Annotated in this window: 23 protein-coding genes and 1 pseudogene; 12 read left to right on the forward strand and 12 right to left on the reverse strand. The window is 57.4% G+C overall.

Features of this window, described 5'->3' with window-relative positions:
• Nucleotides 1-489: 489 nt before the first annotated feature.
• The 3 genes from ACP2YO_RS36365 to ltrA all read right to left on the reverse strand — a co-directional run bounded on the left by ACP2YO_RS36365 (nt 490) and on the right by ltrA (nt 4,732).
• On the reverse strand, nt 490-1,890 hold the full coding sequence (locus tag ACP2YO_RS36365) for an FAD-dependent oxidoreductase (RefSeq protein WP_426435887.1): 1,401 nt from the start codon (nt 1,888-1,890) through the stop codon (nt 490-492).
• Between the two features lie 128 nt (nt 1,891-2,018).
• Nucleotides 2,019-2,870, reverse strand: a complete 852-nt coding sequence (locus ACP2YO_RS36370; protein ID WP_426435888.1) for a c-type cytochrome — start codon at nt 2,868-2,870, stop codon at nt 2,019-2,021.
• Nucleotides 2,871-3,409: 539 nt separating this feature from the next.
• The gene (gene ltrA, locus ACP2YO_RS36375; protein ID WP_426435889.1) at nt 3,410-4,732 is read right to left on the reverse strand and encodes a group II intron reverse transcriptase/maturase; all 1,323 of its coding nucleotides are present in this window, start codon (nt 4,730-4,732) and stop codon (nt 3,410-3,412) included.
• 937 nt (nt 4,733-5,669) lie between these two features.
• On the opposite strand from ltrA, the gene ACP2YO_RS36380 reads away from it, so the two are divergent.
• On the forward strand, nt 5,670-5,948 hold the full coding sequence (locus tag ACP2YO_RS36380) for a hypothetical protein (RefSeq protein WP_426435890.1): 279 nt from the start codon (nt 5,670-5,672) through the stop codon (nt 5,946-5,948).
• A 60-nt stretch (nt 5,949-6,008) separates the two neighbouring features.
• Here the strand turns inward: ACP2YO_RS36380 and ACP2YO_RS36385 are convergent, their stop codons facing one another.
• Entirely contained in the window at nt 6,009-6,305 is a 297-nt protein-coding gene (locus tag ACP2YO_RS36385; RefSeq protein WP_426435891.1) for a hypothetical protein, read from the reverse strand.
• A complete protein-coding gene (locus tag ACP2YO_RS36390; protein WP_426435892.1) occupies nt 6,302-6,574 on the reverse strand; it encodes a hypothetical protein in 273 nt (90 codons plus the stop codon). Before ACP2YO_RS36390 ends, ACP2YO_RS36385 begins: the two co-directional genes overlap by 4 nt.
• Nucleotides 6,575-7,116: 542 nt before the next feature.
• Between ACP2YO_RS36390 and ACP2YO_RS36395 the strand changes: the two genes are divergently transcribed.
• Nucleotides 7,117-7,551: a hypothetical protein gene (locus ACP2YO_RS36395; RefSeq protein ID WP_426435893.1), complete on the forward strand. Its 435-nt coding sequence runs from the start codon at nt 7,117-7,119 to the stop codon at nt 7,549-7,551.
• A 304-nt stretch (nt 7,552-7,855) separates the two neighbouring features.
• Here the strand turns inward: ACP2YO_RS36395 and ACP2YO_RS36400 are convergent, their stop codons facing one another.
• Entirely contained in the window at nt 7,856-8,080 is a 225-nt protein-coding gene (locus tag ACP2YO_RS36400; protein WP_426435894.1) for a hypothetical protein, read from the reverse strand.
• Between the two features lie 1,222 nt (nt 8,081-9,302).
• Between ACP2YO_RS36400 and ACP2YO_RS36405 the strand changes: the two genes are divergently transcribed.
• On the forward strand, nt 9,303-9,485 hold the full coding sequence (locus ACP2YO_RS36405; RefSeq protein WP_426435895.1) for a DNA-directed RNA polymerase subunit alpha C-terminal domain-containing protein: 183 nt from the start codon (nt 9,303-9,305) through the stop codon (nt 9,483-9,485).
• 344 nt (nt 9,486-9,829) lie between these two features.
• On the opposite strand, the gene ACP2YO_RS36410 is transcribed toward ACP2YO_RS36405, so the two are convergent.
• Entirely contained in the window at nt 9,830-10,093 is a 264-nt protein-coding gene (locus tag ACP2YO_RS36410) for a PilZ domain-containing protein (protein ID WP_426435896.1), read from the reverse strand.
• A gap of 233 nt (nt 10,094-10,326) precedes the next feature.
• On the opposite strand from ACP2YO_RS36410, the gene ACP2YO_RS36415 reads away from it, so the two are divergent.
• The gene (locus ACP2YO_RS36415; protein ID WP_426443537.1) at nt 10,327-10,818 is read left to right on the forward strand and encodes a hypothetical protein; all 492 of its coding nucleotides are present in this window, start codon (nt 10,327-10,329) and stop codon (nt 10,816-10,818) included.
• A 71-nt stretch (nt 10,819-10,889) separates the two neighbouring features.
• On the opposite strand, the gene ACP2YO_RS36420 is transcribed toward ACP2YO_RS36415, so the two are convergent.
• Nucleotides 10,890-11,246: a hypothetical protein gene (locus ACP2YO_RS36420; RefSeq protein ID WP_426435897.1), complete on the reverse strand. Its 357-nt coding sequence runs from the start codon at nt 11,244-11,246 to the stop codon at nt 10,890-10,892.
• A 304-nt stretch (nt 11,247-11,550) separates the two neighbouring features.
• Here ACP2YO_RS36420 and ACP2YO_RS36425 point away from each other — a divergent pair, with 304 nt between their 5' ends.
• Nucleotides 11,551-11,964 carry a DUF4760 domain-containing protein gene (locus tag ACP2YO_RS36425; protein ID WP_426443401.1) on the forward strand — a complete coding sequence of 138 codons (414 nt, stop codon included), beginning with the start codon at nt 11,551-11,553 and terminating at the stop codon, nt 11,962-11,964.
• A 329-nt stretch (nt 11,965-12,293) separates the two neighbouring features.
• Here the strand turns inward: ACP2YO_RS36425 and ACP2YO_RS36430 are convergent, their stop codons facing one another.
• Entirely contained in the window at nt 12,294-13,037 is a 744-nt protein-coding gene (locus ACP2YO_RS36430; RefSeq protein WP_426435898.1) for a hypothetical protein, read from the reverse strand.
• A gap of 104 nt (nt 13,038-13,141) precedes the next feature.
• On the opposite strand from ACP2YO_RS36430, the pseudogene ACP2YO_RS36435 reads away from it, so the two are divergent.
• The 4 genes and pseudogenes from ACP2YO_RS36435 to ACP2YO_RS36450 all read left to right on the forward strand — a co-directional run.
• Nucleotides 13,142-13,338: pseudogene (locus tag ACP2YO_RS36435) on the forward strand (SOS response-associated peptidase); the annotation flags it as partial.
• Between the two features lie 396 nt (nt 13,339-13,734).
• Nucleotides 13,735-14,490 carry a DUF2806 domain-containing protein gene (locus ACP2YO_RS36440; protein ID WP_426435899.1) on the forward strand — a complete coding sequence of 252 codons (756 nt, stop codon included), beginning with the start codon at nt 13,735-13,737 and terminating at the stop codon, nt 14,488-14,490.
• Nucleotides 14,491-14,866: 376 nt separating this feature from the next.
• Entirely contained in the window at nt 14,867-15,382 is a 516-nt protein-coding gene (locus ACP2YO_RS36445; RefSeq protein ID WP_426435900.1) for a hypothetical protein, read from the forward strand.
• A gap of 22 nt (nt 15,383-15,404) precedes the next feature.
• Nucleotides 15,405-16,067 (forward strand): DUF6946 family protein, encoded by a 663-nt coding sequence (locus ACP2YO_RS36450; RefSeq protein WP_426435901.1) that lies wholly within the window; start codon nt 15,405-15,407, stop codon nt 16,065-16,067.
• A 165-nt stretch (nt 16,068-16,232) separates the two neighbouring features.
• Here ACP2YO_RS36450 and ACP2YO_RS36455 read toward each other — a convergent pair whose 3' ends face one another.
• Nucleotides 16,233-16,736: a DUF2569 domain-containing protein gene (locus ACP2YO_RS36455; RefSeq protein WP_426435902.1), complete on the reverse strand. Its 504-nt coding sequence runs from the start codon at nt 16,734-16,736 to the stop codon at nt 16,233-16,235.
• A gap of 354 nt (nt 16,737-17,090) precedes the next feature.
• Between ACP2YO_RS36455 and ACP2YO_RS36460 the strand changes: the two genes are divergently transcribed.
• The 3 genes from ACP2YO_RS36460 to tnpC all read left to right on the forward strand — a co-directional run bounded on the left by ACP2YO_RS36460 (nt 17,091) and on the right by tnpC (nt 19,496).
• Nucleotides 17,091-17,477: a transposase gene (locus tag ACP2YO_RS36460; protein ID WP_426433795.1), complete on the forward strand. Its 387-nt coding sequence runs from the start codon at nt 17,091-17,093 to the stop codon at nt 17,475-17,477.
• Complete coding sequence (gene tnpB, locus ACP2YO_RS36465) at nt 17,474-17,818, forward strand: IS66 family insertion sequence element accessory protein TnpB (RefSeq protein WP_426433797.1); 345 nt, start codon at nt 17,474-17,476, stop codon at nt 17,816-17,818. The genes ACP2YO_RS36460 and tnpB overlap by 4 nt, the downstream gene beginning before the upstream one ends.
• 73 nt (nt 17,819-17,891) lie before the next feature.
• Nucleotides 17,892-19,496, forward strand: coding sequence for an IS66 family transposase (gene tnpC, locus ACP2YO_RS36470; RefSeq protein WP_426443210.1), 1,605 nt, complete (start codon nt 17,892-17,894; stop codon nt 19,494-19,496).
• A 135-nt stretch (nt 19,497-19,631) separates the two neighbouring features.
• On the opposite strand, the gene ACP2YO_RS36475 is transcribed toward tnpC, so the two are convergent.
• The gene (locus ACP2YO_RS36475) at nt 19,632-20,012 is read right to left on the reverse strand and encodes a DUF4339 domain-containing protein (RefSeq protein WP_426435903.1); all 381 of its coding nucleotides are present in this window, start codon (nt 20,010-20,012) and stop codon (nt 19,632-19,634) included.
• A 42-nt stretch (nt 20,013-20,054) separates the two neighbouring features.
• Complete coding sequence (locus tag ACP2YO_RS36480) at nt 20,055-21,071, reverse strand: ATP-dependent Clp protease proteolytic subunit (protein WP_426435904.1); 1,017 nt, start codon at nt 21,069-21,071, stop codon at nt 20,055-20,057.
• Nucleotides 21,072-21,122 lie beyond the last annotated feature (51 nt).

Genomic DNA, 21,122 nt, shown 5'->3' on the forward strand with positions numbered 1-21,122 from the left:
GCAAGGACCGAACAGGAATTGAGAGGAACTGGGAAGTGCCAGACGACTTTAGGCTCGGATCAAGCAGGCCGTAGTGAACCAGGTTACAATCGACGTCGCTTCGATCGCAAAATTTCCGAGAACCAACGACGAGCTTTCTAGAAGCGCATGCGTCCCCCGATCGATACGACAGGGTTCCATTTCGACTTTCTCGGACCACGGCCTTCGTATCGGGCACGGGTTATCTCAGATGTAGGTCGAGGTAGGCGCGCGAAGGTTCAAATCTCCTCGGTTTTGCCCTCAATAATGTCAGAGGGACATCCCATGGTCGGCTTCGGGTCAATCTCGACATTCTTGCCGTTGGCGAGTCGCGTCCGGTCTACCCCTAACTTCAGACATGCCGCTGCACTGCACCAGCTGATGCGATGGGCCAAGAGTTGACCAGGATGGCGCGCTTATCAGCGACTCGCTCGCAATAACCACGGATCGGACGGTCTTGCTTAGTATAGATCAGCCGTCCAGCAGCGCTGCCATCCTATGTCGATCGATGATGTTGGGGTCCGACGGTAACGGATGGCCGTTCAATTCGGCGAGTTTGGCTACGACGTGCGGTCGAGCAATGACCTCCTGTGGTAGCGCAACACACATTGCGATTTCGATCATGCCACGCAGCACGTCGGCGTCCTGGGATGCGGCAACGAGAAGCTTGGCCATGACCGGGTTTGGCGCCGGCATCGGCAAGTCCTCTTCCAGAGCGTTCATCTCGGCGACCCGCACGCGGTCCGCGGCGATCTGGTTTCGATAAAACGGGCCGACCTGCCGTTCTGTCTCCACGTCGTACTCTCGGGCGAACGTTCCGGGATCGTTGATGTGTCGGCGAACAACATTGCGGAGCACCTGCGCGTGTAGAAGACCGACGCTCAGGCCCCGTCCGGCGGACGGGTTGGTACACGCCCATGCATCACCGACAGCGGCGAAGCCTGTGATGATGGGCTGACCGTCGACGATAAACCGCCGGTACCGGTCGATAACCCCCGCCATTAGAAGGACAGGCGTTATTGGCTCGCCGTCGAGCCAATGAGCCTGCCGCGAGCATGCCGAGACGACACGATGGAATGTGGTTGTATCACGCAAGGCTCGCATCGCCTTGTTCTTCGACGAGGTATACAAGGTGATCGACCACGTGTCGTTGTCCCCGTCCAGGGTCAGGATCGAGAATAGGCCCATCGGCGTGAGCGCGCGTCCCATCCTGCGAGGCCGTTGAGAGCCGGAGAAATATCGGGTAAAATAGGCGAAGTTGCTGTCTTCGGCTTCCTCAATCGGGTTGCGGCCACCGGCGTTGACGATCCATTCGCAGGCCGGGCTTCGCCGTCCCATGGCGTCGATGACCAGATCAGCGCGAATCTCTTCGCCAGATGTGGTGCGTACTCCGGCAACGTGAGGCACACCAAAGACGGCCGAGGCACCCGTGGTCAATTCGCGAACCTTCGTCCCTCGACGGATCGTCACGTTGGGGGCGGCTTGCGCCATTGCAGCCACAGCCGACTCAATGATCGGCCTTCGACCGGTGACGTAACGTATGGCCTCATCACCGGCACGTGGTGTCCTATCCGTTATTGTTGGAGGAAGACTGTCGAGATAGTCCACCCAAACGCCGCCAGCTCGAAGCAGGTCATCCGTCAGCCCTGGCAGTTCCTGCTCGCTGATCATCCGAAACCGTGACGTGAGATTGTGAGGTTGCCTGAATTGGGCAACTCCCGGGCGTTCCCACGAGTCCCACCCCTCGACATGGGTCATAGGCTGGTCGGCAGGGTCAGCTTCCATGACTGTGACACGATGGCCGTCGCGACCGAGCATGGTCGCTGCGCACAATCCGATCACTCCACCGCCGCAAATCAGGACTTTGCTCATCTCTTCGCCTCCTGAAAATGACTTTGTGGATCAATGCTCACGCAGAATTATCGAAGCTCGCGATGCAGGGAAGCTTGTCTTCGGACCAACATCAGACTGCCCCCGCAACCACGGCGTAAACTTTCGGACTACTCTTTTGGCGGCACCGTGCGCAAATATGCGACGATGGCGTCGAGATCGGCCGCTGACACGGTTGCGTAGTAATGAAAACCCATGGGCGGATTGAGCTTGCTGCCATCCTTGCTCACGCCTTGGGTGATTGCGCGCTTGATCTCGTCATCCGTCCAGCCGCCGATGCCGTTTGTCTTGCTGGAGGTGATGTTCCTGGAAACCGAGACGCCCCAAGGTCCCGGAAACTTGCCGCCGCCAGCGCCCAGCTTGGTTGCAAATTCTCGCCCCTGCGGTCCCATCGGTGTGTGGCACTCCATGCAGTGCGCGATCGTGGCGAGGTAGAAACCTTGCTGCACCCTGTCACCCAACATCGTCTCGGCGAACGGACTTTCGCCGCCCGGGGGGATCGGGTGTCCCTGCTTCATCTTGTAGACTGGGGCCGGCGCCACATTGTTGATTGGCTTGATCGTATGCAGATAAGCGATCACCGCATCGAGATCGCGGTCGCTCATGATTTCATAGAAGCCGCTCGGCATGACCATGGCGACCCGCATGCCGTTGCGCTTGACGCCCTTGCGCAGCAGTTGTTTGAGCTCGGCGTCGGTATAATTGCCGATGCCGGTTTCCTTGTCCTGCGTGATGTTCGATGCGGTGACCTTGAAGGGTGGCTCATCCCATGACGCGCCGCCGGAAAATGCCTTGTCTGTAATTTCCCCGGAAGGACCCTTCGGCGTGTGGCAGTTGCCGCAGGTCAGGATGCCATTGACCAAATAATCACCCCGCTTGACCAAGTCCGATTGTGCGCTGGCCGGGCTGGTCAATACCACGCCGATCACGAGCGCTACCGATCCAATACGAATCATGAGCATGCCCCAATCTCTGAAAGTATGAATTGACGGATATTTCGAGTATCAAAAGCTGCTTCAGCGAAATTTGCACACCCGTATCAACGTAGCGAAAAGCCGTATGCAAACCGTCATATTTGGCGCAAGAAATTTCAGCGCGCAGGTTGAAGAAAGAGACACTTGCCGACAGTATGATCGCGTCGCTGCCCTTCCCTCTAACGAGGATTTCGGCACGTCTGGTTACGCGAGGGCCCTGCGCAAAACCTAGCAGATTTCACGCTCTTGGGAAGGCGGTTCTAATATCCGGCCCAATGTCTCATGTGCCGCTGCGCGGCTCTGATATTAAAACGTCCGCATATTCCTCTACCCTCCACTCATTCAGGCCTCTCTAGCCAAGGCAATTGAGGCGGACAGAGTCACCGGACGCAAGGCCCTTAAATGTCCGGGTCGGTAGAGTCGAGGATGGGCGCGGTAGCTTGGGGCCTATGGCCAACGCCCCGTTTCCCATCCCCGCTCATCAAACCGGACGGGCCGATTTCCGGCATCCGGCTTTCCGACCAGCTTCACCGCAAGGCACGCGACGGGACCGCTCGGGGCAGGCGTTGGAGGCACAGAACGCCGAGTTCTCGATGAATAACATCGAATGTGAATCGGCGATTGCCGCGCCCTTGCACCTTGTGCCTTCGCGCGAGGAACCTGCGCAATCGTTCAAAGACGTATTGGTCGACGCTGCGGTATGCCTTGCTCAGCGAGCCGTAGCCAAAGTAGTTGGACCAGCCTCGCAGAGACCTGTTCAGCTTGTCACATACTTCCGGCCATGGATCGATATTGCTCGGCACCAGAAGGTCGCCGATTCTTGTCTTGAGCCGTTGCACACTCTTCTTGGACGGGCTTGCACCCAGATACCAATTCCCGTTCGCCTCAAACCGATGCGCGCCGAACGAGTAGCCGAGGAAGTCGAAGCGTTCCTGTCGGGCGTTTCTCAACGAAGTTTTCGCCTCGTTGATCGTCAACCCGAGCTTGGTCATCACCACCTTCGTCCACGCTAGTGCCTCCGCCGCACGACCGCGGCTGAGGATAACGAAGTCGTCGGCATAGGAGACGACGTGAGCCTGGAAGCTCTCGCCGCAGCCAGTCAAACGCCAATGCTTCAGGAACCGGTTCATGTAGATGTTGGCCAGCAGTGGACTTGCGACACCGCCTTGCGGCGTGCCACGCGTGTTTCGCTTGCCGCCACTCATACTCCGGGCTCCGTCCGCGTCCCGTTCCTCGATCGGCGCCCTCAGCCACATCTTGATGAGGCACAGGACGTTTCGATCCACCACACGCCGGGCTACTGACTTCATCAGCTCGGAATGCGGTATCGTATCGAAGTACTTGGACAAATCAGCATCAACTACGTCGGCATAGCCCCGGCATAAATGCCGGTGCACTTCCTTGACCGCGTCCACCGCCCCGCGAGCGGGCCGGTAGCCGTAGGCATTGTCCTCGAAGTCAGCCTCGAAGATCGGTTCGATCACGATCTTGGCGGCAGTCTGAATCACACGATCACGAATGGTCGGAATGCCGAGCGGACGCTCGCCACCATTCGCTTTCGGGATCATCACCCGCCGCACCGGATCAGGTCGGTACGTCTTCGAGACCAGTTCCGCGCGCAAGCCCGCCAACCATGCTTCCAGGCCCTGCTTCTCGATCTGAGCAAACGTCATCCCGTCCACACCTGGTGCACCCGCATTAACGCGGGCAAGCCGATAGGCGTGGTCTAGGATGTCCTCGCGACAGATCTTGTCGTAGAGCAGATAGAAGCGGAAGGTGGGCTCCGCCTTCGCTTTGCAGTAGAGCTTTCTCTGAAGGCTCCGGATCTTATCAGGCGTTGTCAGGCTCATCACCAATCACCTTCACCTCACCATCTTCAAAAGCGCACCAGAAGTCGGGGCCCTTTGCTCCACCGGCATTACCCGGCATCAACGCTCCTATGGCCCCGTCCGACTCCCGCCGTGACCACCGCCTGATGCGATGCTGAGGCCGCTACCCTCGTCCGCGACGGGTCTCCCCCTGTAACTGCGAACTACCCTTCCGACGTGCCGTGCCCACTACCCCGGCGGATCGCGTGGGTGCGCGTGTCGATTGCTTCCCCACACGTGCGGCCTTCCCCAAATGACCGGAGGGTCGGCATCCGCATTAGAACTTTCGAGGCCTGCTCGGGCTTCACTTTTGTTACGGCCCATCAGATCGCTCAGCAGCCCACGGCTGCCTTCGTCGCAGGGCTCCGACCCAGCCAGTTACCCGGCCGAGCCGCCTGCCAGCTTCCGGACCAATCGACAATTATCCGGGTGAGTTCCTCCCTCACTGGTAGTTCGCGCCCTCGGGGCGCACGGTCAATCGCGCCGGTTTGGCCCTCCGGTTATAACGTCCGGTCAGCCCTAACGAGCGGACCTCTTTAGCGCCGGTCGGAATGTCTCAGAAGGGCCAATAGTCGGCGTTCGCGGGTGTCGCAGAAACCACGATTGTGCGATGTATCGAAAAGGGCTCTACTGATCCATATTCCCTCATCAGTTATTCGGACGAATGAGTGACCTCATTTCGCGGAGACGATTCGGAATTGCCGCGACGGCTGCCATCACACTCAACGTCTGGCCGGCGGTAGGCCCGCTTCGGGCAGCGGGATTTGACGCCACGCAAGCCCGTGTAGCGATCGCGCTGCGTGCTGCGTTCCAAAGCGTGGCGTGGATCGGCGCGGAGGCTGGAATATTCTAGCGGCAAGGCATCGACGTCACGTTCTCCACTCTCGAAGCTGGCGGTCCTCAAGCCGTTGCTGGCCTGGTGCGCGGCGACTGGGAGTTTTGCCATACCGGCGACCTTCCCGTTGTTCAAGGCGTATTGCGCGGGGAGGATCCCGTTCTGATTCTCACGCCGACTGAGCTTCACGATGGAGTATTCGTGATGGCCAGGAGTGACATTACCAAGCCTGAGCAACTCGAAAATGGCCGTGTTGGTGTGGTCGATGCGACGGGCCAGTTAGGCCGGCCCGTGCAGGCGCTGCTGAAGCAGTGGAATGTGTCCGCGACACTCGTTTCCTTGGGATCGTTCCAGGCCATCTAACGCCGTCTAGCAACCGAGGCGATGGCTACCATCGTCGCAGTTGCCTCCACGTCGAGAGGACTACAGAACCGCCTCGATCAGACCCAGATTTTTTGCTTCCTGCGCCTCAAGAAACCAGTTCGACGGTCCCTTCTGCATGACCTCTTCGAGCGTCACGTTCGATCCAAGAATGAGATTTTGAAAGCCTTCGTTCTGCATTGCGATTGAGCATTCGATCTCATTGAGCGTCGCCCTCACGACGGCGATGCAGGTCGTTAGCGGGTCGTCGATCACGAGGCTCTTCGAGAGCTTCCGCTCGTGGATCATCAGCCGAGTGCCACGCGGAAGATAGCGGTTCGGCCGGGCGAAGAAGCTCATGAACGTAACGCCGGCAGAATAGATGACGGCCTTTCCGAGAAAGACGAACCGCCGTTGCGGTTCCATCTCGCTCGCGAAACGAACATCCTCGCCCATCTGGCGACCTCTGGATCGCCGCCAAGCGTCGACATTTCGATGACGACAAGGTCCTTTTCGGATGCGTTGTCGAACTGCGATCTGAAGTTCGTATACATGGTGTAGTCGACCACCCCGGTCAGGCTGATGGCCGGCGATTTGAAGGCTGTGGCTGGAAGCGTTGCGAGTTCCATTGAAGGGCACCCTTTGGTTTTTGGTCCCCCTCCACATGCAGATGCCGTGCCGATCACGAAACTCTCGTTCGCAACCGCAACAACGAAGTTTGTTGCCCAATGCAGCCGAGCGCGTAATCTCGTGGCATTGCGAAACGTCGATTTTAGCACCTTGGGGATTACTGTGACCAATGACACCGTCGTTTATGACGCCGTCCGCCTTGATCCTAAGTCCGGCGAGCAAGAGTGGATCGGACGTATGGGTACGCGAGAGGCAATAACTCGGGACGGGCTTGTTTTGGACGCTGCCTCGATCGCCTACTGTCCGCACGAGTGGATCGGTGGTAGCGGCTACGTTGATCTTGAGCTCGTCAGAAGGTTTCCTTTTCCGTGTCTCTCGGCGTTCTAACCGCGCAACGAATGCTTTCGGTTAGCAGTTCCGTGGCGCCGTGCATCGTTGGATTGCCGGGCCTTGACCGGCCCGTGGTGTGCTCGGGGCGAACCTTGCGCAAACTGTAGCGGCTTGCTGGCCTCATTGTTCACCGGCACAATTCGGCAACGCCATGGGCAGCAAATCGCGAGAGAGCATTTACGGTGGCGCCGTTCGGGCTAAAGCCGAACGCGCGGCGGACGCGCGCAAGGCCGCCGATCGGCTTGCGTGCGAAGCATGGACCGCCCGCATGCTAGCCTTCCAACGGCCGGCGCAGCCGTCCGCTGCCCTAGGCGACGCACTCAATGCGGGCTATCGTTACCTCGAAGTGAAGTGCCTAGGTTGCGACACTCATCAGACCGTAGCGCTCGACGTTGTGCGCCGGCCGAAGTCAACGCCGGTCCATGCGCTGGAGCGGTACATGCGGTGCAAGCTGTGTTCAGAACAACGCAGGTATCCACACCCACGACGCGCAGTAGCTCGCTGCCGTTCCGAGGCGAAAGGGATTGATAATTTACATCTTGGCGGCGGCCTCGCTCTCATAGCGCGTGACTATGGCAGAGAATAGAGCGGCAGCCCGAGCCTACGCGCAGGGGAGCAAGAGCGCAGGGGATAAGGCAACGGCGGGGGGAATACTGGGCCGGCCTGCAGTTTGCGATTGCGCGCGGCTGGCTCGAATATCGCGATCATCAATCGCGCCGTTGCTTCGTTGATTCATCAAGCCGCAGAGATCGATTTTTTGAGAAAGACCATTTATCTCCAGGACGTCGATCCAAGAACTCAAATCATGAGCGCGATGAACAGGTTTTCGAACCGCGTTTAGCTGATCTCGACGCCACGCGGTCCTGCACGCCGCAGACCACACGTTAGATCTACGCCACCAAGTCTATTCGGCGCGTTTCTCGTTGCGCTTTAAACGCGGCGATGAACACCTTGAGACCGGCGGCGGTCAAGCCGTCCTCGCCGACGAGCCCGAGCTGGATGAGGTTGGCCATTTCGGTCGGACTATCGCCACGCGTCGAACCACCGCCGAACAGCTTGACCAGAATTCGCTGTTCGCGGCGCGTAAGCGCATTCCAGAGCGTCAAGTCAGGCACCCATGCCTCGCGCGAATCGCTGCACAACACGAAGGATTAGCCGGTCGCTCAGCGGCGGAATCGTGGCAGAGGCCGCAATGCTCGGAGGAGAGCTTACGTTCTCAACAGGTTATTGCGACGTCAGGCGATCCGCTTGGTGCCGCTTTTGCCGACGCCACTGAAGATAGATCGTACTGCGCATCTTATGGCTGAGATGACAAAGCCGGATTCGGCAATGGTGCAAACTGCATCTCCGCGAACGCAGAGCCGGCATACGCGCTGGCGATCAAGATCATGATCCGGATGGCGACGAACATTAGTGCCTCTCTTCGCTTTTCTGTTGTCTATGGATGCCAGAGAGTCGTTGCCGGCCGATGAGGAAAGCTGGTTGCCGCGATCTTGAGGGTATTGGTGAGTCAAAGCTTTACGGCATCACGTTTATGAAGTGGGAACCGTACCAGCCGATCACCCGCCCGGCTAAACGAGAGGTATACCGTCAGATGGCATTATCGCCTCAATCAAGAAGGCGCAAACACGATGCCAGTTTCCAGGGTTCTCCTTTCCGTCCTCGCGGGATTCCTCGCCTGTTTGTACCTCTACGATGCCTGCTTTGGAGAGGGCGGCGCCTCAGTGCCTTCGGCTGGCGCTGTCCTTGCGCATCGGTGGCCTGACGCAGTCGAATTCCGCCCCACTGTGGAGGCGGCTTCTGCTCCCCCCACTGACACAACGCCTGCGGCCCGCGTTAGGGAACCGTTTGCGATGTTCATGCCGAGCGATGACCGCGGCGCGCTTCGACCACTCCCTGCGCCTGCAAAGCCACAGGGGTAATGGCCGCGCGCCATGCGCTGGACTTTGCTGCGGACGCCATTGGGGCTAACCGCGGGCGGCTTCCCCGACGGACCACGCGATCGGCGCTCGCGTATGCGACGTTATGGAATTTTGCTTGGATGCAGCGCAGCAACAACTAACATCCGTAGCGGTTTTGAAGTCGGGCAGGCATATTGCGGACGCAGGGCAATCCCGTTGCTATGGGGCTGGAAGAGCGGTATTGAGGGCAATCGATCTGTTACCACCGATTTGCCAGCCTCCCGCGGAGTCGACATGACGCTGGAGGAGCTGATAGAGTTTACTTGGCTGTTAGCGCTCGCATCGAAGCCCTTGAGCGTGGCGTTATCGAGCCTTAGCCAAAACCTCGTATCGACCGCCGTCTGCGCCTCAGCTCCTCAGCTTGCATGGTCCGCCCTTGCCCCTGTCAGACGAAACCCCGCTCGAACTTATGCCGTTATCGACGCGTGTTCGCAACGCCCTCAAAGGGGCGGGCTTCAAGACGGTCGGTGAAGTACGTCAGACTTCAGACGCAAATCTTCTAAGCCTGCAAAATCTCGGGCGCGGATCAATCAAGCACCTACGCGAACTTTTCCAATAAACGTTCCGTTCACTAAAGCCTTCTAATGTACGGGTGCTTCGTTCTAACGCCTGAGATGGGCGTCGCCGCTGCGTTGTGTTCTGGCGGTGGCGTCCATTCTTCGAGGGTGACTAGCTCGATTGCCCACGCCGCTCCCTATCAGACGAGCGCTTTGTTGTCCTGACCGATTAACTCGTCTGCTTCATGTCGTTGAAGAACGGTCGCGTGGTACGACCATCCGACCATCTAATCTCCACTCCGAAGCGGTTGATTTCGGTCACAAGCCCCCTTGCCTCGTCGTCGTCGATCCAACGAACGTGAGCGCCTTTTTCCAGCCGTCGTGCCTGTTCTCTGGTCATCTTAAGTCAAACACGATCTTGCAGCTGGACGAATGAGACGCCAATCAAAGCGCCCTGGCGCCATATCACGCGACAGAGAAACGTCGTACTGCGCGGCACTATCAACCTGAATTCGTCCGGCACTTCCGATTGGGCAGCAACCTGCACGGCCGCTCCAGTGTCGGAGACGTCTCGCAGAACGCAGCTCATTGAAAGGTCGCCGAACCTGATCAGCGCCGTATCGAGCACTTTACGTCGCGTGGTCTTCCGCCTGTCGGAAAGGACTATCATTTCGGGTCCGTCGACTGAGCAAGGCAATTCGCTTCATCGTGCACGGGATTGATTGCGAGTTTGCTAATAGCCAAGCCGGGAGCAACCTGCCGGCCGTGTTGGCTCAAGCCTCGTACAAATTGAGTTCCCGAATTAACCGCTGACGGACGCATCAAGCTTACGGCCATGGGCTCGCGGCCGACATCGTCAGCATCGACGGCGCGAGAGGCGCACCCGTCCGCTGGGACGACTTCGTGCATATCCCACGCAATACATCAGATCGTTCGGGAAAAGAATTACAAGAAGCGGAACCCATGTTGTGTCGGGCCGCGTTGGTACTTGCGACCGGAGAAGAGGGGAAGCGGCGAATTGCGTTTGCCAGCGATTTTAAGCGAAAAGCTTTCCAAGCGGCAACGTCTCCTCACCCGGAAGCGATCAACACATTCGGACGGCGAAAGCCCCGTAGGGGACCGGCACTGGTCACGAACGCACTCTTCAAGGCGGACCAAGCTCTCTTTTCCGAAATTAGACATATCATGGAGTCGAAAGGCGCATCCGCATATGCGGCTGCATGCGAAGCGATCCGCGCGGTCAATCGCTACGTCGGCAACCTCCCATCGATCCCCGGCGTCTTTCCGGATTATCCCGCCCCGGTGATTCGCAACACCGACACCGAACGTGAGATGGCACTAATGCGTTGGGGCATGCCTCCCAAAGGGCTTCACGGCCTTTACGACGCCTCGTGAGGCACTAGATTGGTGTACTAAGCTCCACGACCCCCAGGGGAAAGCCCCCTCCACGCTTGTTGCAGCCAGGATTATTTGCAGACGGCGTCCTCGTGCCAGGGGTCTTGATCGTAATTATAGCTTATGTCGATAGTCATCGACTTGTTAATCCGGTCGATCACATACCGCGTCGTGCTCATCAACTTTCCCGTCGTCTTTACGTTTATCCAAGCTACCCTCTCGTTGCTGATATCGGCTTTCTCTGGGCCAAATGGGCCATTGGTGACCGTGGGTGATAGCTTCGCCCAATGAGTCGCTTCCTTCTTAACTGTGTCAATCAGGATAATGCGCGTCACTGACTTCCCCGGGCTACATTCCATGAGTTGGATCTCAGCTTTTGCACCTAACGCAGAAAGTGCAAGCAGCATTATAGCGGCCAGGTATTTCATGGAGCCCTCCCAATTTTTTGTCTACGCGCCTTCGTGGCCTAACCTTAACCCAACCTTGCGCTCAAGAGGCTATTCCCATTCGTAGTCGATTAACAGCGAGGCCCGCCTTCCGTTGTGCACAACCTGAGCTTGCCATCGGGGTGGATGTATCGCAGATTGGAGATATTCTGAGAACAGGTGAGGATCGCGCGGGTCGCCCATGCCAATGAACTCTGAAGACAAGGTCGTCTTCGCGGCCTTGTCTGTATTCGCCGCGTGGCTGTTCGTTGGGTTGCCATTTTTGTACATGCCATCCGAGGGTAATATGTTTGAATGGGGAACGGCTCCGCAGTGGCTTACGGCCCTTATTGCCGGTGGGGCGTTGATTGCCGCTGTAACGTCCATAAGCAGTCAACGTGAAATTGCGCGCAAGCGGGCTGCGATGGACTTCTTCTCAAAGACTGAGATGGATCGAGATACACTTGCTTCACACAAGAAATTCACTGACGCTGTTGCAATGCTCGAGACCCATCTAAAGGCGGGGAATTCGTGCGCCGGTTTTGTCTCAACTCCTGAATACTGGCATATAAGAGACTATCTAAATGATACAACTTGGCCATCCAAGCCTACAGGGGCGTCGGTGTTGATGCCGAAGCGCTGGCGAGCACCTACTAGTTGTCAGAGACTTCGCGAGCTACGTGAATGGCCGAAGCGAACAAGAGGTAGCCGTCTCGGGTGAGACGGCGTTACCCTCGGCCATGTCTAAAGGATTGGATTACGACCGCGGTCGCACCAAAAGGCACAACGAGGACGCGAGTCCGACCTGATTTCCATAGCTGAGCACCTCCTCTTGAGGAGTAATCGCGACCAACCAAACCGCAATCCTAAATCTATTCCGCGTCGTCAATCGCCACGTCGGCAGCCTCCCGCAGATGCCTTGCGTATTTCCCGACTACCTCGCGCCCGTGATCCGCAACTCCGACGACGAGCGGAAGATGATCCTGATGCGCGCGAGTGCTGGTCGCCTCGCGGACAAGCGCTTCGATGCAGGAAGCGACCGCGATAACATCATTTCTTCCCACTCCATGGTCCTCTAACTCGTCTTTTTAGCTCGCTCTTGTCGTCGTACGGAAACGGAAGCAAGCGCTTCAGCAGGATCAACAAGTTGAGAAGGTAAGACGCAACGACGTAAGTTAGGGCAAAATAGGACCAGGGTCCCAACGTAGGATGCGTCCAAATATCCTTGAGGATCATCCAATGTATTGCGGCGGAGGCAACAAGTGTGGACAGAAACACGAACACCACAAGCAGCGCTATAACAACAGTCACCAGCTTCGCTGGTCCCGTTGAGAACTGCCCGCGCTTACGCTCAAGAGGCAAGTAGAGCCTAAGATTAAAGCCAATTGGCAGCGCGTACGCAGCATATTGTCCAAACCGCGCGTTGGCTGTTCTCTGAGAAATGCCCTGTATCATGTTCACTGTCGTGTCACGCGTACCGGTAATCGCTCCGATTGCTATTGCGACGGTAGCCGAAAACGCCAATAGAAACTCCTTGAGGCCGGGAGCATTTTTCACGGACAGGCCAAATAATGAGAAGGTCGCGTCGCTGGAAACGAATTCAACGGCCAAAAATCCGAGAATAGCAAATTGAATTACGCTCAGTTTGATAAGCGAATCGTCGAGTTGCTTGATGGGCTCCGAAAGCCGACGGATGTAATCTTCACTGAAGAATTCTTCGGCTCCGGGCTGTCGGAATGCATCGTCTAGATCAGCGTCCATGCGCTGGCGGTAGGTTAGCCACTTTACAGACATGCAGTTACCTCCTGGAACTTGCTTCTCATCCTCCTAGCATTCTTCCTTAAATTGCGCTCCAATGGATTGGCAACTGGCTCACCGTTCGAAGTCAATCTGGGAGTTTTCTGACGTCCACGCCCAACGTGGTTGTTGAGCAGATACATCCTAAGTCCATGCCGGTGATCCTGACCACCGACGAGGAGCACGACGTTTGGATGCGCGCGCCTCGGGATGAGGCCAAGGCGCTAGACCGTTGCCGGACGACGCATTGAAGATCGTTATGAGAGGACCGGACAAGGAGGACAAGGCGGCTGCATGAGCCGGCGTTGCTTACGCAGGTCGCGGACGGCCGGTCCGCCGCTTCTGAGATGCGGTGAATGGGATTTTGCAGACGTGGGAGCGGCATTTGCTTATAACGCTATGGAGTGATCGGCTGTTGAGGAGGAGTTTGCTGTGTCAGATGATGGCAAAGGCGAAGATCGTTCGTCTGCACTTATACAAATAAAGGACCTTTTTGGTTTCTCAGGGCGCCGTCAAAATTATTGCTGAGGGTATTGTCCGAGGCGTGGGCGCTTGGGCTCGGCCGTCACTGACAAGAAGACAAGCTGAGGCGGACGTCGGAGCAGTTCGGCTATGGTCCGACGCATTGGAGGAACGAGGACTATCCATCAGCGCTGCTGAACTCTCTCTCAATGATCGCGCAGCCATTCGTATAATGGCGGACGACCAAAGACATCAGCTAAACCGCGAAGCTATTGCCATCTGCGCAGTTGACGAGATTCGGGCAGATGGAGAGAATTTGAGCAAGTCAAAAGGACAACCGTTTGATCCTGATTGGCTGGATCGCTTCTGGTCATTTGCAGAGAACGTAAGCAACGAAGATTTCAGATCAATTTGGGCGCGCATCCTCGTGCGACAAGGCTCGGGGAAAGGCTCATATAGTTTTCGGACGCTCTACACGCTGAGCATGTTGGCGCGTAACGAGGCAGAGGCGCTCTCAAGGCTCGCACCCTTTGCAACCACTAGTGAAATGACGACAGCTATTTGGCTGACAGTGGCTGACCATCTTGATCAATATGTCAAACGGAATCTGACCGAGTCCTCCGGTGCGGCTCTTACGCAGATCAACCGTCAACTACAGACGCTTATTGAGCCCGTTCAACAAGAGGTCTTTGGTCCCGCCGGAATAATGGTCGATACTGGTTGGGCCTATGAAGCTCGCGCCACCGTCGCGGTGGGAACGGCCTACATAAAGATCGCCGGAGTGCCCTACTCAATATCGGGATTTCCATCACCGTTGCCGATCATATCGGACAATGGTGAGCGCGCGGCGTTGGGCGCTGGCACTAGCTTCAGTTCAGTCGGAGCCGAGATTATTGAATTGATCTCGGCCCAGCCAGACGGGCGATACGTTGAATTACTCACTAGTGCCTTTCGCCTCCACGGACTTGATCTCGCAAGAAGTGGTTGAATGGTAGCCATGAAATTCGCGGCTGATCGCCCCTCCGCCGATACCGAAACCAGGCGCGCACGCTGAGAAACTTTGCGCCCATGACCGCGCGTGGCGCGAGCAGCAGAGGCGGGAGTGACAGATGCGTTGCGCGCGCTCACCCCTGACAGTCACAGATCAAGGCAGAGCGCGAACTAGCCGATTTCCAACCCCGTATTTGTACGGACGGCTTGTTGCTAAACAGGACCGCTTGCGCACGCGTGCAAGTTGCGGAACAATGGCGTCATTAAGAGATACGAATTTCTTTCTCTCTGCGGGCCGGCGGCGCTAGCCACCATTAGAGATTTTTTCTAGGACGAAAACTTTGCCCGCATATTCGTCAAAGGCACAACCCTACTTGGATGCGATTGCCAACGGTGTCTTTTCCTCACAGAAGGTCAGAGATTGGCTGATCAAGGGGACGTCGGTCGAGGCCGAGTATGTCGGCTCTAGCGCACTTTTTGAAGAGCAACGCAACGTCCGTTGGCAACAACGTCCAACGAAGCAACCGTTCTGGGCAAATTATTGGTGTGGGAAAGACTCTCGTTGCACTTGTAGGATCGATGGCAGCAAAGGCCTGGAATCCGATGCGATATTCTTCCTTCGTAATTCCTCGAAGAAGGTCCTAGCTGTACACGTCGAATTCAAGCATGCAGGCGAGGCGTTTGGATTTGGGCAGCCCGAGGCTTATCTATTGCGTGCTGAATGTTTTGCCCGAACCTATTCGGCGCGACCAACGATCAATCCGCATAGCGATTGGACAACCGTAATCGTTTGCGGCGAAGACGCATTGTTAGACGAGCGGACTTCCTGCTTTCAACGCATCATTACACACGATCAAGCCGCAGTAGTGATCCCAGGCTATCCCCAGTGAACTTCACGCGTGAGAAACCTGAATGCGAAAGATTTATGTTCCATCAAAAGGCCCGGAGAGCTGGCAAGCGCTCCTTGCTGATCCCGACAAGCATTGGAAAACCAAATTTTCTGCTCGAACCCTGGCGCATTGCTGGGAGGCCGCAGACGGATTGCCGCCAGAGATCGCCAAGCTATTCGGGCTGGGCAGCGAACTGCTCATTGCGATCCCTGAGCACAAGGTGTCACTGGGCGACGCAGCACGAGAAAGCCAGACGGACGTTTTCGCTCTGGTCAAGTCAAATAATCGCACCATCGCCGTCGCAGTCGAGGGCAAGGTCAACGAATCCTTCGGACCCACGATAAAGGATTGGTACGCAGACCCGTCTCCCGGAAAGCAGCAGCGGCTCGCGTTTCTCTGTGATCTGATCGGCGTTAACTGTCCACCTCCGGATGATATCCACTATCAACTGTTTCACCGCACTGCCTCGGCCGTTCTCGAAGCCGAGCGCTTCAACACCGACGATGCGGCGATGATCGTCCATTCGTTCTCGCCCGATAATAAAGAGTTTGATGCCTACAGGGCGTTCCTTGGGCTCCTTGGCCTAGCGGCAGAACCTGGGCAACTGCTTAGCAAGGGGCTGCCTGACGGGCGAACCCTTCATTTTGGGTGGGCTAAAGGTGATCCTCGTTTTCTATCGGCGTGAAGTTGTGATTGCCGCAAGGAAGATCGGCACATTGCGATCAGTGAATAGGGTGATAGGAGGCACCAAGTGGCGTTGATTAAATGTTGGGAATGTGCGCTGCTCGCCCCTTGAGCATCAGCTGACAATTTTTGTTGTCGTCAACGAAGTGCATACTGATCTTAAGCCTCATTGGGTGAAGGTGTTGGCCACCCGCCGGGATTTCAGAATGTATGGAATCCAAACAAGTGCGGCGATCGAGGTGGCAATCAACTGCCCCGTATCTTTCGCATCGAAGCTCAAGAACTCGACGAATGTCCTACCAGTAGCGAACGCAATCGTGAACGCAGCCCACAGCAAAGCGACAATTGGCATACAAATCGTCGCTACGAACTGAAGAATAAAGAATCGCGGGAAACTGCGAGACCGCCGGAAAAACAGCGCCGCCGTGTAAGCGTAGAGGCAAAATTGCGCCCCGTTCATCACCGCTTCACCCCACATGGTAGTCGGAAATTTCTCGAAAAGCTGTCCATCCATACTGCTATAGTACTCGCCGATGGCAACTAGAAAGCGCAGGATTCCGGCAAGTTGCCCGAACCCGATGAGCGCCAGCCAGCCGCCGAGCCCTGTGAGCTTCGGCTTTACGTCTTTGAAATGGGCTGCGTCCTCAGCGTCAACCACCGGCTCGCGCACAAGCGGAGCCGACGCGGGGGGTATCGGAGGCGGCCCTGGCCTCAGGGGCGGCGGCCGGAACACCTGCTGTGCGACCTCGCGCACTTCTTCAACCGGCTTCCAATCATCGAAGCCATGACGCCATATCATAGTGCGTCGGGGGTCGGAAAATTCGTAAGAGCAGCGGGATTAGCTCGTCGATCGATAATGGTCCGCGGGTCTTCTCGCCTTCGGCGTAGTACCATAGGTCTGTCACTGAAAAACGCCCCTGCGCCGTTATTGGGTAAGCGTGTAGGTCATCCCACGTAGCGGATGATGTTCGATTGTCAGAGAATCTCCTGGTGATTTGTCCCAGGAGTTCATGAGAGCGAACATATGTCTGATACCAAGAATTTCGAAGTTATCACAGCGGCGGCCGAGCGGCTTTCGGTGAGTCCCGGGCGGAGCTACCGCACCTGGTCGCGGGAGGAGAAGGATCGCATCGTCGGGGAAACGTTTGCGCCGGGGGCGAACGTGTCGGCGATAGCGCGCTGTCATGGGATCGATCCATCGCAGTTGTTTGCGTGGCGACGCAAGGCGCTGGCCTCGGGAATGGTGGCGCCGCTCTCTGGGGCGCGAGACCGAGCGGTTAAGTTCGCGCGCTTTGAGACCATGGCGGGGGAGATGGTGGAAATCGTCATCGGCGATGTCGTGGTGCGCGTTGGTGGAGATGTGGAGGCGGGGCGGCTTGCTGCTGTGATCCGGGCGGTTCGGCAGGCATGATCCCGGCGGGTGTTCAGGTTTACGTGGCCAGCACGCCGGTCGACTTCCGCAAGGGAGCCACGGGTTTGATGGCGCTGGTTCGAGATGGTGGGGCCGACCCCTTCAGCGGAGCACTGTACGTGTTCCGTTCGAAAAGGGCGGATCGGATCAAGGCGGTTTGGTGGGACGGCAGCGGGGTATGCCTGTTTGCCAAGACTCTCGAGGAGTCAAAGTTCTGCTGGCCGAGGATTGCGCCGACCCGGGTGCAGCTGAACCATGCGCAGTTGCTCGCGCTGATTGACGGGCTGGACTGGACGAAGGTGCGTCCGGTGGTTGTGAAGCGCCCAGAAACGGTAGGCTGACAAGCTGCGGCGAATTGAATCAGGGTGCTGAAAAGTTTGGAAGAGTGGCGGCGACTCTGCTGTGATGGCGACGATGACGACGCCCGTTACAGAGCTCCCGACGACGCTTGCCGAAGCCCACGCGCTGATCGTCGCCTTGGCGGAAGAGCGGGCGGCGATCGAGGCCGAGAACAGCCGCATTGCCGCTGCAAACACCGATCTTACGGCGATCAACAAGGCCGCCGATGCGCGGATCGTGGAGCTGACGGCGATCGTCAAAATGCTGGAGCGCACGCTTTACGGCACGCGGTCGGAACGCTTGCGCAGCGACAAGCTGAGCACGGAGCAGATCGCCTTCGTGTTCGAGGAGATTGAGACCGGCGTGTCGGCGGTTGAAGCCGAACTGGCCAAGGCTGGCGGCAAGGACATGCCGAAACGCGTGCCGCGGCCGCGCAAGGAGTTCGGGGCGCATCTGGAGCGGGTGGAGATCGTCATCGAGCCGGAGGTTCCTGCCGGGTGCGAGGGGCTGGAGAAGGTGCTGATCGGCGAGGACGTGTCGAAGCGGCTGGATGTGACGCCGGCGAAGTTCCGCGTGATCGTCACGCGCCGCCCGAAATACGCCTATCGCAACCGCGACGGCGTGGTACAGGCGCCAGCGCCTGCCCATTTGATCGAGAGCGGCCTTCCGACTGAAGCGCTTCTGGCCCAGATTGCCGTCTCCAAATATGCGGACGGGCTGCCGCTTTACCGGCAGGAAGCGATCTACGCCCGCGATCGGGTCGAGCTGGACCGCTCGTTGATGGCGCAGTGGATGGGCAAGGTCGGCTTCGAATTGCAGCCGCTGGCCGACTATGTGCTGGAAAAGGTCAAGCAAGGCGAACGGATCTTCGCCGATGAGACGACCCTGCCAACGCTCGCTCCCGGATCCGGCAAGACGCAAAAGGCCTGGCTGTGGGCTTATGCCCGTGACGACCGGCCGTTTGGCGGCATCGGTCCACCGATGGTCGCTTATCGCTTCGAGGACAGCCGTGGCGGCGAATGCGTCGAGCGCCATCTGGCAGGCTTTGCTGGCATCCTCCAGGTCGATGGCTATGCCGCCTATAATCGGCTCGCCAGGTCGGCGGGCGCCAACGAGGGAGTGCGGCTTGCAGCGTGCTTTGCCCACGTCAGGAGACGGTTCTACGAGCTTCACGTCAACGAGAGCTCGCGCCTGGCGACACAGACCGTCACCACCATGGTCGAGCTGTGGGAGATCGAGGCCGATATCCGCGGCCAGGATCCTGAGACGCGGCTGAATGCGCGCCAGCAAAGGTCCGCCCCCATCGTTGCGGCGCTGTTCGATCTGTGGGAGAAGGAGCTGCCGCGTCTGTCCGGCAAATCCAAGCTCGCCGAGGCGATCCGCTATGCCACATCCAGACGCGCCGCACTCGAGCGCTTTCTGAGCGACGGTCGTATCGAGATCGACTCCAATATCGTCGAGCGGACCATCAGACCCCAGGCAATCACAAGAAAAAATGCGCTCTTCGCGGGTAGCCCTGGTGGCGGCCGCTCCTGGGCGACCATCGCTACGCTTCTGCAGACCGCCAAAATGAACGACGTCGATCCACTCGCCTGGCTCACGCAAACGCTCGAGCGCATCGCGAACCGGTGGCCGATCACTCAGATCGATGCCCTCATGCCGTGGAACTTCAGAGCCTGAACGGCTTCGGCTACACGCTTACGTTATTGGCCGCACCATTCTGTTGCGGTGCATGAGTCGGGAAGCAGCATCACCGCAGGCAGCCCGCTTCATTGATGCCGTTTGAGTACAGTCAGCCAAGGCCGACACTCTCCGTCAGTTTAGTTCGTGCTGACGCCGTTTTCGCTTTATCATCCGAGCCGCTCGACGTTCAGCAGCTACCCAAGCCATTGCTTTGTAGCCGTATCTGTTTCCAATCGATCCAAAGAAAAATAGTGCGACGGGATACCACCACCATCTGACCCGCCAAGTGGGCATAAGTGATGCCAATTGCGTTTTCGGCACAGGCGGAGGCGGAGGCGTCATCGCTCGCAATTTTTCGACGTCCCCAGCTATTTTCCAATCAGGGAATCCTTTGCACCACACCAGCACGTTTTCAGCATCCGGCAACGTAATGAGCGTTTTCTTCAGACCCTGAAGACTGATAGGGCCTATTCTCAGCCCAGAATCCACATAGAACCAAGCTTCTTCCGACACAACGTCAGCCTTCTGCGGGAATTTCAGATCCCTGCATCAATACTATTCGTCCGCAATTTTGTACCAGTTGCCATTGGAATCTTTCATATCGCGATGTGCAGTCCCCTCATCCCAATCGAAACACTTTCGAATATCGACCGAATCATTAAACGAGCAGATTTCTCGACGAAGAATCTTATCGTTCATATCCTTTGTCACTTTCACCGTAGATAGTTTGCCATCATCGCCGACGACCGTAATTGCATCGTAGCATGTCTTGAATTCTGGCTGGCAGCCGCGGGTGTAGTTCGGTTTGCCATTGTTCTGAGCGGCAGACCGTTTGATGACCCTATCCAGGAACTCACTCCATGATGGCGGCGCTGCACTTTTCGTCTGCGGCTGCAACTGCGTGGGGTCGCCCGGTTGCGTCTGCTTCGGCACAATCGAAGGATCAGCTGTGGCCGTGGCAGTTGGCGAAATGGGCGTCTGAGATGGTTTCCCAACCATCGTCGTTCCCATCGACTGCAAATCCTGAGGGGAAAGCCAGACCATCTCATTCGGTGGCGTTACCACCATACGGCCAATAATCGCTGCAGGTACGCCGAGTTTTTTCGCGGCCCGTGCCATGGACACCGTAGCTGCGCCCGATTCGACCGTTTCCTCGCCCTGTTTATCGGACGCACCATGGATGCCGACTTGAGCGGTGTAATTGGCAAACTTCGTAGCGCCGGCCGCGTAGACAAGGAAACATGCCGAGGCGCAAGTTGCATTTCCAGCAACATTCGTCGCGACCTTTGCAAATCGCACTGCATCCGCGAGCTTAAGTCCCTCAAGAAGATTTCCGCCCGGGGAATTTAAGCGAATTCCGGATACCAGCTTTCCAGCATCGTTCGCGGTTTTTATCGATGCTTCGAGCGTCTCGGAATCACCTTCGACGATTTCGCCGCTCAAAAGAATAATCGTCTTGCCATCCTTTGTCGCGACGCTCTTAACGGTCGCGGCCGAAGCGGCCGATGGAATGGCACATGAGATGACGATGGCTGAAGCGATTCGACCAACGCGCAGAATTCCAAGTTTCATTGCCAAGCCCCCCGGCCAGGGAAATTATTTTCGATCGTAGATTGAGTCCAT

Source organism: Bradyrhizobium genosp. P (assembly GCF_049949265.1).
Classification (GTDB): Bacteria; Pseudomonadota; Alphaproteobacteria; order Rhizobiales; family Xanthobacteraceae; genus Bradyrhizobium.